General features: G+C 70.0%; 7 protein-coding genes. 5 read left to right on the forward strand and 2 right to left on the reverse strand.

Translation table 11 applies throughout. From position 1 onward, the window contains the following. Positions 1-184 precede the first annotated feature (184 nt). The 4 genes from nirB to AC1DP3_RS11855 are packed head-to-tail and all read left to right on the forward strand — an operon-like array spanning position 185 to position 5,617. Positions 185-2,866, forward strand: a complete 2,682-nt coding sequence (gene nirB / locus AC1DP3_RS11840) for a nitrite reductase large subunit NirB (RefSeq protein WP_477293667.1) — start codon at positions 185-187, stop codon at positions 2,864-2,866. After that, complete coding sequence (gene nirD, locus AC1DP3_RS11845; protein ID WP_477293477.1) at positions 2,863-3,243, forward strand: nitrite reductase small subunit NirD; 381 nt, start codon at positions 2,863-2,865, stop codon at positions 3,241-3,243. Before nirB ends, nirD begins: the two co-directional genes overlap by 4 nt. Further along, entirely contained in the window at positions 3,240-4,472 is a 1,233-nt protein-coding gene (cobA, locus tag AC1DP3_RS11850; protein ID WP_477293479.1) for a uroporphyrinogen-III C-methyltransferase, read from the forward strand. The genes nirD and cobA overlap by 4 nt, the downstream gene beginning before the upstream one ends. Further along, complete coding sequence (locus AC1DP3_RS11855) at positions 4,469-5,617, forward strand: uroporphyrinogen-III synthase (protein WP_477293481.1); 1,149 nt, start codon at positions 4,469-4,471, stop codon at positions 5,615-5,617. The genes cobA and AC1DP3_RS11855 overlap by 4 nt, the downstream gene beginning before the upstream one ends. Before the next feature lie 42 nt (positions 5,618-5,659). On the opposite strand, the gene trmD is transcribed toward AC1DP3_RS11855, so the two are convergent. Then, entirely contained in the window at positions 5,660-6,340 is a 681-nt protein-coding gene (gene trmD, locus AC1DP3_RS11860; RefSeq protein WP_477293483.1) for a tRNA (guanosine(37)-N1)-methyltransferase TrmD, read from the reverse strand. Between the two features lie 165 nt (positions 6,341-6,505). Between trmD and AC1DP3_RS11865 the strand changes: the two genes are divergently transcribed. Continuing rightward, the gene (locus AC1DP3_RS11865; RefSeq protein ID WP_477293485.1) at positions 6,506-7,930 is read left to right on the forward strand and encodes an MFS transporter; all 1,425 of its coding nucleotides are present in this window, start codon (positions 6,506-6,508) and stop codon (positions 7,928-7,930) included. A 239-nt stretch (positions 7,931-8,169) separates the two neighbouring features. Here AC1DP3_RS11865 and AC1DP3_RS11870 read toward each other — a convergent pair whose 3' ends face one another. Continuing rightward, positions 8,170-12,258, reverse strand: a complete 4,089-nt coding sequence (locus tag AC1DP3_RS11870) for a molybdopterin-dependent oxidoreductase (protein ID WP_477293487.1) — start codon at positions 12,256-12,258, stop codon at positions 8,170-8,172. Positions 12,259-12,286 lie beyond the last annotated feature (28 nt).

Here is a 12,286-nt window from a genome sequence, read left to right on the forward strand (position 1 = left end):
CCGCTGACCTGTCCTCTCGGGGTTGCGCGCAGGCGTGACTGCCGTTCTCACATCCCGTCACCGCGGGCCGTGAGAGAAACGTTCGCTCGGAGTAATGGAAACCCGTCGGGCGATGAAACACCCCGCCCATAGCTTGTTGGCCATCGCACTCGCTCCTTCTTCGATCGGAGACGCCATGCCCGAGATGCCGCCACTGCGTCCGAACTCCAGCGATCCCCGAGCCGACGACAGCCGGAAACACAGCGCTGACAGCGGCGCAACATCCGCCCCCTACCGTGACGATGTGAGCCTCTCCCCCGCCGTCGACACGCATGTCGTGGTCGTGGGCGCGGGGATGGTCGCGCATCGCCTCGTCGACAGCATGGTCAGCCGGTCGCAGGGCGACGGCCTGCGCATCACGGTCCTCGGCGAAGAGCCCCGGCACCCCTATGACCGGGTCGGGCTCACCGGCTTCTTCGGCGGCTCGACGCCGGACGACCTGACACTGGAGCGCTCGGTCCTCGAGGACCCGAGCGTGGAATTCGTCAAGGGCGACGCCGTCACCCGCATCGATCGGGGCGCCCGCACGGTCCGCACCGCCAGCGGGCGCACCATCTCCTACGACCGCCTCGTGCTGGCGACGGGGTCGTATGCCGCGCGGCTGGCCGTCGACGGCTTCGGCCACCAGGGATGCTTCGTCTATCGCACGCTCGACGACGTCGAGGGGCTGCGTGCCTTCGTCACGGCGCGCTCGCTGGAACTCGGTCGCCCGCTCACGGGCATGGTGATCGGGGGCGGGCTGCTCGGCCTCGAGGCCGCAGGCGCGCTCCAGGGCCTCGATGTGGCGTGCACGGTGGTGCAGTCCTCCGACCGTCTCATGTCGGCGCAGCTGGATCTCCCCGGCGGAAACGCGCTGCGCCGGCTCATCGAGTCGCGCGGGATCACGGTCAAGACCGGGTCGATCACCACTCGGCTGGACGCCGACCGGGCCGGGCGCGTCAGCGGGCTCGAGTTCCGCGACGGCGGGTACGCCCCTGCAGATGTGGTCGTCTTCACCGTGGGCGTCCGCCCGCGGGATGAGCTGGCACGGGATGCTGCGCTCGACGTCCACCCGCGCGGCGGCATCCTGATCGACGAAGGCTGCCAGACCTCGGACCCGCACATCCTCGCGGTCGGGGAAGTGGCGAACTTCGACGGCATGTGCGTCGGGCTCGTCGCTCCTGGGTACGCGATGGCAGAGGTCGCAGCGACGCGGCTGCTCGGGGGCGAAGCATCCTTCCCCGGCTACGACCTCTCGACCAAGCTCAAGCTGTCGGGGGTCGATGTCGCGAGCTTCGGCGACGCCTTCGCCGAGACGCCCGGCGCGCTCGACGTGGTCTACGCCGACCCGGTGGCCGGCGTCTACAAGAAGCTCGTGCTCTCGGACGACGCCAAGACCCTGCTCGGCGGCATCCTCGTCGGCGATGCGTCCGCCTACGGCTCGCTCCGGCCGCTGGTCGGCGGTGCCCTCGGCGGCGATCCTGCGGCGTACCTGATGCCCGAGGGCGGGGTGGCGGCGCCCACCGGCGAACTGCCCGACGAGGCGCTCGTGTGCTCGTGCAACAGCGTCACGGCGGGAGGCATCCGTCATGCCGTCCACGAAGAGGGCTGCACGGATGTCACCGCGATCAAGTCGTGCACCAAGGCGGGGGCCGCCTGCGGCTCGTGCGTGATGATGATCAAGAAGATCGTCGGCGCGGAGTTGGCGAAGTCGGGTGCGTCCCTCAGCAGTGCACTGTGCGAGCACTTCGAGATGTCGCGCAGGCAGCTCTTCGACGCGGTGCGGGTCTCGGGGCTGACCACGTTCAGCACAGTCATCGAGCGGTTCGGGATCGGTCGGGGCTGCGATATCTGCAAGCCCGCGCTCGCCAGCATCCTCTCGACCCTCGTCGGCGCACACGTGCTCGAGGGTGAGAACGCGACGCTCCAGGACACGAACGACCACGTCATGGCGAATCTGCAGAAGGACGGCAGCTATTCGGTGGTCCCCCGCATCCCGGGGGGCGAGATCACCCCTGCCGGGCTCCTGGTGATCGGCCAGGTCGCACAGGACTTCAACCTCTACACGAAGATCACCGGGGGCCAGCGAATCGACCTGTTCGGCGCACGCCTCGAGCAGCTCCCCGACATCTGGAAGCGGCTCGTCGATGCCGGCTTCGAGTCCGGGCACGCGTACGGCAAGTCGCTCCGCACGGTGAAATCGTGCGTCGGATCGACGTGGTGCCGCTACGGGGTTCAGGACTCCGTGGGCATGGCCGTGCAGCTCGAGCTGCGCTACCGCGGCCTGCGCTCGCCGCACAAGATCAAGCTCGGCGTGTCGGGGTGCGCTCGGGAGTGCGCCGAAGCCCGAGGAAAGGACGTCGGCGTCATCGCCACCGAGGCTGGGTGGAACATGTACGTGGGTGGCAACGGCGGCTTCACGCCGAGGCACGCGGTGCTCCTCGCCGAGGGGCTTTCGGACGACGAGCTGCTGACGGCGATCGACCGCTTCCTGATGTACTACATCTTCACCGCCGATCGCCTGCAGCGCACGGCACCGTGGTTCGAGGATCTCGAAGGCGGCATCGAGGGCCTCCGAGAGGTCATCTTCGAAGACAGCCTCGGGATCTGCGCCGACCTGGATGCCGCGATCGCGACTCATATCGACGGCTATGAGGACGAGTGGAAGGCCACTCTCGAAGACCCCGCGAAGCTCCGCCGCTTCGCCTCGTTCGTCAACGCCCCGCTGACCCCAGATCCCTCACTCGCCTACACCGTCGAACGCGGTCAGCCGCGTCCCGCGACGACCGAGGAGCGGGAAGAGGGCCGGATCCTCATCGCCGGAACGACACTGGAGGTGCGCAGATGACCCTCGCCGACACCGAACGCCCGCAGACGCACGCAGCAGGCTGGGTGCGCGTCTGCTCGCTGGACGACCTCGAGGTGGAGCGAGGCCGGGCGGCCCTGCTCGGCGAAGACCAGATCGCGCTCTTCCTGACCCACGGCGGCCGGGTGTTCGCGGTGTCGAACCTCGACCCGTACAGCGGCGCGCACGTCATGTCGCGGGGAATCGTCGGAACCCGGCAGGACGCCCCGACGGTCGCGTCGCCGATGTACAAGCAGGTCTTCGATCTGCGCACCGGGCTGTGCCTCGATACGCAGGGCAAGGAGCCGAAGGCACTTGCGGTGTGGCCGGTCGCGGTGAGCGAGGGCGACGTCCACGTCAAGCGGGAGGGCCGCTCATGACGACCATGCTCGGCGTGTCGCTCGCCGGCCGGGACGTCCTCATGGTGGGCGCCGGTCCAGTCGCCGCGCGCCGCCTGCACCGGTTCCTCGAGGACGGGGCCCGGGTCCGGATCGTCGCGCCCGAGCTCACGGCTGGGATCGCCGAGCTGGTGCGACGGCACGGAATCGACTGGATGCCGCGCACGGCGACCGCCGACGACGTCGACGGAGCCTGGCTCGTGCACACCGCGACGGGCGACAGCCGGGCGGACGCCGACATCGCCGCGGCGTGCGAGCAGCGCCGGATCCTGTGCGTCAACGCCTCGGACGGAGCCCACGGCTCCGCCCGGCTCGCCGCGGAGACGCGATCGGGCGACGTCGTCGTCGGAGTCTTCTCGGATGCCGGCGTCGACCCCCTTCGCGCGGGGCGCCTGCGAGACGCCATCGCCGTCCTGCTCCGTGAAGGGCGCCTGCCCCTCCGCCGGCGGCGAGCCACCGTGTCGGGTCGTGTCGACCTGGTCGGCGGCGGCCCTGGACCGACCGACCTCATGACGATCCGCGGCCGCCGCCTGCTCGCCGAGGCGGACGTCGTCGTCGCAGACCGGCTCGGACCGACCGACGTGCTCGCCGACCTCGACCCGGACGTGGAGATCATCGACGTCGGCAAGCGACCCGGCCACCACCCGGTGCCGCAGGACGAGATCAACCGGCTCATCGTCTTCCATGCGACGGCCGGCAAGCGGGTCGTCCGCCTCAAAGGCGGCGACCCCTTCGTCTACGGCCGCGGCGGCGAGGAGGTCGCGGCCTGCCTCGAGGCGGGCATCCCCGTCGATGTCGTCCCGGGTCTCACGAGCGCCGTCTCCGTGCCACAGGCGGCGGGCATCCCCGTGACGCACCGGGGCGTCGCGGCATCCGTGCATATCGTCAACGGCCAGGCGGAGCCCACCGCGGCGACAGTCGCCGCGATCGCCGACCCGACAGTGACTACCGTGGTCCTCATGGGAGTCGCGCATCTCGCAAGGCTCGTCGGCGCCGCGCGCGCCGGCGGCGCACCGGACGACCGCCCCGTTGCCATCATCGAGAACGGACACACTCCGCGGCAGCGGACGACGCGCACCACCCTCGGGAAGGTGCTCTCCGATGCCGATCGTGCCGGAGTGAGCAATCCCGCGGTGATCGTCATCGGCCATGTCGCCGCCCCGCACCTCCTCATGCCCGAGCGCGCTTTGTCGGGTGACGCTGCCCGGTGACAGCCGACACCCCGCGCCCCGTCCTCTCAGCCGCCCTCGACGGCTGCACGATCGTCATCGCCGTAGACCGCCGATCCGGCGAGCTGGCGGCAGCACTGGAGCGCCACGGCGCCACGGTGCGCCACGCGCCCGCGCTCACGATCGTCCCGCACATCGACGACGAGGCGCTCATCGCCCGTACCCGCGAGCTCATCGCGAATCCTCCCGAGATCGTCGTGGCGAGCACCGGCGTGGGGTTCCGCGGCTGGATGGAGGCCGCAGAGGAGGCGGGCCTCCTAGATGATCTGCACGCCGCCTTCGAGGGCGCGCAGATCGTCGCGCGCGGGCCCAAAGCACGCGGCGCGATCCAGCAGGCGGGGCTCACTGCGGACTGGGTCGCCGAGTCCGAAACGTCGACGGAGCTCGGGGCCTACCTTCTCGCCGAAGGCGTCGAAGGACGCCGCATCGCGGTGCAGCATCACGGGTCGGGCGCCGACGGACTGGACGAGCTCTTCGAAGGGCACGGAGCGGACGTCGTGAGCCTCACCGTGTACCGGTGGGGTCCTCCACCGGATGCCGAGGCCGTCCGCCGCTCTGTCATCGCGGCCGGAGGAGGAGAAGTGGATGCTGTCCTCTTCACGTCGGCGCCGGGCGCCGAGGAGTGGGTGGCGGCGGCACGCCGCGAGGGCGCGCTCGACAGCATCCGCTCGCTCGTCGAGCACGAGCGCCTGCTGATGGCGGCGGTCGGTCCGATCACCGCCGGTCCGCTCGAACGCGCCGGGCTCGCCCCCGTCGTCGCCGAGCGCGGCCGGCTCGGCTCGCTGGTGCGCACGGTCGTCACGCACTTCGGCGGAGGGCGCGCGCCGTGGCAGGACACGCCTGCCGGGCGGGTCGAGCTGCGCAGCGCCGGCGCCGTCCTCGACGGACGGTTCATCCCCCTGTCGCGAACCGGCATCGAGCTGCTCGGCGTCCTCTTCGATGCCCGGGGAGCGGTCGTCTCGCGGCAGTCGCTCCAGTCCGCACTGCCACGCTCGGGCGACAACACCCATGCCGTGGAGATGGCCGTCGCCCGCGTGCGGGAAGCCCTCGGCGTGCCGGATCTCATCAAGACCGTCGTCAAGCGCGGATATCGCCTCAACGTGCTCGACCCCGGCGGCGAGCTCTGAGCCACACCGGGGCCTGCCTCCAGGTCGAGAGCAGGTGCGACCCTAGGGCTGCAGCAGGTCGGGTCGGCGCTCCTGCGTCCGCTCCAGGCTCCGCTCGCGCCGCCACTGGGCGATCGCGCCGTGGTTGCCGCTCAGCAGGATAGGCGGCACCTCGAGCTCGCGCCACACCGGCGGCTTGGTGTAGCTCGGATACTCCAGGAGCCCGTCCTCGTGCGATTCCTCGACGAGGCTCTCGGGATTGCCGACCACACCGGGAACGAGCCGCGAGACGGCCTCGATCATCGCCATGGCGGCGACCTCTCCCCCGTTGAGCACGTAGTCCCCGAGACTCACGGATCGCACGCGGCCCTGAGCCGTGTAGTGATCGATGACCCGCTGATCGATGCCCTCGTAGCGGCCGCACGCGAAGACGAGGTGCGACTCGTCAGCCAGCTCGCGGGCCAGGGGCTGGGTGAAGCGCTCGCCGGCCGGCGAGGGGACGATGAGCACGGCATCCGGTGACAGCACCTCGTCGAGCACCGCACCCCACGGCTCCGGCTTCATCACCATGCCCGCACCCCCGCCGTAGGGGGTGTCGTCCACGGTGCGGTGGCGGTCGTGCGTCCAGTCGCGCAGATCGTGCACCCGCAGATCCAGGATGCCGCGCTCGCGCGCCTTGCCGATGAGAGAGACGTCCAGCACATCGAAGAAGGCGGGGAAGATCGTCACGATGTCGATGCGCACGGCTCAAAGTCTAGGCATCCCGCATGTTTCCGGTTTGTGACCAAGCACTAACCCGGGCTCCTCTGGAGGGGTGACGCACTCGTGACCAAGAGGTAACGGGTGTGGCAGTCGTGCGGAAACACGCCGTCCCTAGCGTCGAGTCATACCTTCTCAGAGGAGACTGCGATGACCTCATCCCTGACCACCACCACAGTCGGCGCAGATGCCGCCGCACCAGGCTCCACCGGCTCCGTCACACTCACTCACCGCCCCGGTCGCTGGATCGATGGCTGGAATCCCGAGGACACCGCCTTCTGGCAGTCCGCGGGACGCTCGATCGCCCAGCGCAACCTCCGCTGGTCGATCTTCGCCGAGTTCCTCGGCTTCATCGTCTGGCAGCTGTGGAGCATCGTCGTGGTGATGCTGCCCGACGCCGGCTTCGCCTTCAGCAGCTCGCAGGTGTTCTGGCTCATCTCGGTCCCGAGCCTCGTCGGCGCGACCATGCGATTCCCCTACACCTTCATGGTCGCGCGGTTCGGCGGGCGAAACTGGACGATGATCTCGGCCGGCCTGCTGCTGATCCCGTCGATCCTCTTGGGCGTCGTCGTCGGCAATCCCGAGACTCCCTTCGGCGTCATGCTCGCCGTCGCCGCCCTCGCCGGCTTCGGCGGCGGCAACTTCGCGAGCTCGATGGCGAACATCACCTACTTCTTCCCCCAGAAGGAGAAGGGCTGGGCGCTCGGACTCAATGCGGCGGGCGGCAACATCGGCACAGCGGTCGCGCAGTTCGCCGTGCCCATCGTGGTGACGATCGGGGCCGCCGCGACGCTGAACATCTCGCTCGCCGGCTGGATGTGGGTGCCGTTCATCCTGCTCGCGATCTGGGGAGCCTGGCGCTACATGGACAACCTCTCCAACGCGAAGGCCGACGTCGCCGGCTCCGCCGCCGCGCTCCGCGAGCCGCACCTCTGGCTCATGGCGCTGCTCTACATCGGAACGTTCGGCTCGTTCATCGGGTTCGCGAGCGTCTTCCCGAAGCTCATCGCCGACCAGTTCCCCGAGTTCTCGACCCTCCAGGTGGGGCAGACGGCCATCTCGCTCGCCTTCCTCGGTGCGCTCGTCGGCTCGCTCGCCCGTCCTTTCGGCGGCCGGCTGTCCGACAAGGTGGGCGGCGCGCGCGTCACCGTCGGCGCGTTCTCCGTCATGGCGCTCGGCGCACTGCTGCTGATCTGGACGATGCCGCTCCAGAACTTCTGGGTCTTCCTCGGATGCTTCCTGGTGCTGTTCGCCGCGACCGGCATCGGGAACGGCTCGACCTACCGCATGATCCCCAACGTCTTCGCCGCGCGGGGCATCGCCACGGACGCTCTGCCGGGAACTCCCGGCGGCATCAAGATCCAGCGGAAGGCCGCGGCGGCGCTCGGGCTCATCTCGGCGATCGGCGCGTACGGCGGGTTCGTCATCCCGCAGGTGCTCAACGCGTCGCAGCTCGCGACCGGCGGGTACACGGCCGCGTTCTACGGCTTCGTCGGCGCCTACGTCGTGCTCCTGACCGTCACGATCCTCGTCTACGTCGTGCCGCGCCGGTCGCTCGCCGGGCAGCGCATCTGACCTCGGCATCCTTGCGGGCCGCATCCTTCGGGGTGCGGCCCGCTTCTTCGTGCCCGCTCACGACGCCCCGCGCGTTCTGCCGAGTCCCCCCAGTCCGCGCGAATCCACTCGCTTCAGCGCGCAGAACCAGGTGGTTTCGCGCAAGGCGTGTGGAGTCGGTGTCGGCAGACGCGCGGTTGCCTGTTCAGACGTCGGGCGAGGAGGGCAGGAAGACGGATGCCGCGGCATCCGTCCACCGATCAGTACACGTCGCGGACGTAGCGCTTCTCGGCCACGAGGGACTTCTTGAACTCCGCGGCCGCGTCCTCGGAGAGTCCGCCGTGGCGGCGCGCGATGGTCGTCAGCGTGTCGTCGACGTCCTGCGCCATGCGGCTCGCGTCGCCGCACACGTAGAAGTGCGCGCCATCCTGCAGCCAGCGCCAGAGCTCGACGCCGTGCTCGAGCATCCGGTCCTGGACATAGACCTTCTGGCGCTGGTCCCGGGAGAAGGCGGTGTCGAGCCGGGCGAGCAGCCCGTCCTCACGCATCGCGGTGAGCTCGTCGCGGTAGTAGAAGTCGGTCGCCTCGTGCTGCTCGCCGAAGAAGAGCCAATTGCGGCCCGTGTGCCCATCGGCTCGGCGGTCCTGAAGGAATCCGCGGAAGGGCGCGATGCCTGTGCCGGGCCCCACCATGATCATCGGCGTGTCGCCCGACGCGGGCGGCCGGAAGTGCGGCGACTTCTGCAGGTAGACATGGGCCGCGGGAGCGGCATCCGCCAGGAAGGTCGAGCACACACCCCCGCGCCGCCTGCCCGTCTCGGTCTCGAACCGGACGACCGACACCGTGAGCTGCACTTCATGCGGGCTGGTCTTGGGACTCGATGAGATCGAGTACTGGCGAGGCTGGAGCGGCTTGAGCACCGCGAGCCACTCCTCGGCACCTGCGGCGACGGGAAACTCATGGAGAAGGTCGACGGCCTGCATGCTCCACAGGTACTGCTCGAGGCGCGCCTTGTTCTCGCGGCGCAGGAGCACGGCGAGGCGCGAATCCGGGGTGCGCTCGGCGACGAAAGCCAGAAGATCGGACGTGATCCGGGTGATGTCGAGCTGGGAGCGGAGCGCATCCTCCAGGAAACGCTCCTCGCCCGCGACCTCGACGATCGTGCGCCGTCCGAGTCCCGTCACCTCCAGCCACTCCTCGACGAGCGGGCCGGTGTTCGCGCACACGATGCCGAGGGAGTCGCCCGCCTCATACGAGGTTCCGGCGTGCGAGAGATCGAAGCCGAACTGGCGCACCTCCTTCGCCGAGCCAGGGGCACTGAGAAGCGTGTTCGTGATCAGGTCTGCCTGTACCGGGTTGGCGCGCGTGAAGAGCCGCTTCATGGGAGGGGCGAGCACGACCTCCGGCGCCTCCGCGGTCGGGTCGAGCGCGGCGATGACCTGCTCGAGCCACGCGGCCGCCGGCTCGGCGTACTCGGGTTCGCAGTCGACGCGCGGCAGGAGCGCCGTCGCTCCGAGTGCGCCGAGGCGCGCGTCGATGCTGCGGCCGTGGCCGCAGAAGTCGTCGTAGCTGGGGTCCCCGATAGCGAAGACAGCGTAGTCGAGGGCGGTGAGCTCGGGCACGTCGTCGCCGTTGAGGAGATCCCACAGTCCCGCCGCGTTGTCGGGCGGTCCCCCGTCGCCGAAGGTCGACGTCACGATGAGCAGTCGCCGCACGGCCGCGAGATCGGCGATCGACATGTCGACCATGCTCAGCGCGCGCGCCGGGATGCCGCGAGCGGTGAGAGTCGCCACCGACGCGGCCGCAAGCTCTTCTGCGTTGCCCGTCTGCGAGCCCCACAGCACGGTGACCTCGTTATGGGTGTCGCCGGCCGCCGCCGATCCGATCGCCGTCCGGGAGTGCAGGCCCGCCAGGACGCCGTCGAACCACGCGCGCGGCAGGTCGCGCAGCGGCGCGGCAGCCGGAAGGAGGGGCACGATGCCGGCCGGGACGGGGACGGCCTCGAGCGCGGCGAGGAACCCCGAGACGTAGGTGCTCTCGGCCTCGGTGAGCGAGGGGGCCGCCGAGCCGCCTCCAGCGAGCAGGCCCGGCGCGAGCGCGGGCTGCAGCATCCCGGTCTCGCCCGATGTGGAAGCGTCCCGAGCAGGACCGACGCGACGAAGGCTCACCGCCGCGTACTTGAACTCCGGCTGCAGAGACGCCTCGTCGACCGCGTCGCTCGTCACGGCATTGATCGTGAGATATTCGCCGTGCTCGTCGTTCCAATGGAACGGGGCGAAGCAGTTGCCCGGTCGCACGCGATCGGTGACGACCGCCGGAAGCACGGCGCGGCCCCGCCTCGACGAGATCTCCACCTCGTCGCCTTCGGAGATCCCCTGCGCCTGCGCGTCGAGCGGGTGGATCTCGACGAACGGCGAAGGGTTCAGCTTGACGAGCTTGCCCACCTTGCCGGTCTTGGTCATCGTGTGCCACTGGTGCTGCAGCCGCCCCGTGTTGAGCACCCACGGGTAGTCGTCGTCGGGCAGCTCGTGCGGGCCCAGGTGCGGCCGCGCGAAGAACTGCGCACGCCGCGAGGCAGTGGCGAACGCGAGCGCCGGCACCGTGCCGTCGTCGCCGCGGCGCAGGCGCTGGCTGACCCCGTCGTTGAGGTAGCGGATCGGATGCCGGTCCTCGTCGTCGTCGGGCGGCGCCGGCCACTGCACCGGCCCTCGGCGCAGGCGCTCGTACGTCACGCCACGGACGTCCCAGCCGGTCTGAGGGTTCCAGAAGCGCCGGATCTCGTCGAAGACCTCTTCGCTGCTGGCGAAGTCGAAGCCTTCGTCGAAGCCCATCGCCTGAGCGACGCGGGCGATCGTGAGCCAGTCGGGCATCGCATCGCCGGGCGGCTCCGTCGCCCGCTGCACGAGGGTCATCGTCCGGTCGCTGTTGACCATGACCCCTTCGGCCTCCACCCAGAGGGTCGCGGGCAGGAGGATATCCGCGTAGGCGTTGGTCGCCGTTTCGGTGAAGACGTCCTGGACGATGACGAGCTCCGCGGCCTCGAGACCCTCGATGACCGACCTGCGGTTTGCAACGGATGCCACGGGGTTCGTGCAGATGATCCAGGCCGCCTTGATGTCGCCGGCGGCCATGGCCCGGTACATGTCGATCGTGCCGGTGCCCGCCTCGGCCCGGATCGTCCCCGGCGCAAGGCCCCAGACCCCCTCGACGAACGCACGGTCGGCGGGGTTGAAGACCGCCCGCTGGCCGGGCAGGCCCGGGCCCATGTAGCCCATCTCGCGGCCGCCCATGGCATTCGGCTGACCGGTGAGCGAGAAGGGCCCGCTCCCCGGCCGGCAGATCGCTCCCGTCGCCAGGTGCAGGTTGCAGATCGCGTTGGTGTGCCACGTTCCCTGGGTGGACTGGTTGAGGCCCATCGTCCAGAGCGTCATCCACTCGCCTGCATCGGCGATCAGCCGCGCGGCTGTGCGGATGTCGGCCTCCGGCAGGCCGGTGAGCTCTGCCACGCGGGACGGCGCGTACTCCGCCAGGAACTCCGGCATCGCCTCCCATCCCTCGGTGTGGGCGGCGATGAAGTCCTCGTCGATCGCGCCGTCCTCGACGAGCAGATTCAGGATGCCGTTCAGCAGCGCCAGGTCGGTTCCGGGCGCGATCGGCAGATACAGGTCTGCGCGATCCGCTGTCGCCGTGCGCCGCGGGTCGACGACGATGAGCTTGGCGCCCTGCTTCAGGCGATCCGCCATGCGCAGGAACAGGATCGGGTGGCAATCGGCCATGTTCGAGCCGATGACGAAGAAGAGGTTCGCCTGGTCGATGTCCTCGTAGGAGCCGGGTGGCCCGTCCGCCCCGAGGGACTGCTTGTAGCCGGTGCCCGCCGACGCCATGCACAGCCGCGAGTTGGACTCGATGTGGAGTCCTCGGAGGTAACCCTTCACGAGCTTGTTCGAGAGGTACTGGGCCTCGATCGACATCTGCCCGGAGACGTACACCGCGACCGCGTCCGGCCCGTGCTCCTCGACGATCGCGCGCAGGCGCGCTCCGGCCTCCGCGATGGCGGTGTCGACGGGCGCGGCGACGGGGGCCTCGCCGCGTGCGGGACGGATGTGCGCCGTCGTCATGCGCCCCGGAGCGTGCATGAGATCGACGTGCGTCGCGCCTTTCGTGCACAGTCGACCCGCATTGGCGGGGTGCCGCGTGTCTCCCACCGTCTTGGTGATCCGCGTGCCGAGCGGCCCCGTCGTGGTCGAGACGGCGATGCCGCACCCCACGCCGCAGTACGAGCAGACGGCGCGCGACTCGGTCGGCGGCGCGTCGGATCGCTCCACCGTCGTGCCCGCGGGTGCGCCCATGCTCCGATGATCGCGGATGCATGTTCCA

This window comes from Microbacterium sp. P5_B6, from assembly GCF_056400345.1.

Coding starts and splice junctions, on each gene's coding strand:
- nirB (WP_477293667.1), top strand. CDS start 185: ATGCCGCCACTGCGTCCGAACTCCAGCGATCCCCGAGCCGACGACAGC.
- nirD (WP_477293477.1), top strand. CDS start 2,863: ATGACCCTCGCCGACACCGAACGCCCGCAGACGCACGCAGCAGGCTGG.
- cobA (WP_477293479.1), top strand. CDS start 3,240: ATGACGACCATGCTCGGCGTGTCGCTCGCCGGCCGGGACGTCCTCATG.
- AC1DP3_RS11865 (WP_477293485.1), top strand. CDS start 6,506: ATGACCTCATCCCTGACCACCACCACAGTCGGCGCAGATGCCGCCGCA.
- AC1DP3_RS11870 (WP_477293487.1), bottom strand. CDS start 12,258: ATGGGCGCACCCGCGGGCACGACGGTGGAGCGATCCGACGCGCCGCCG.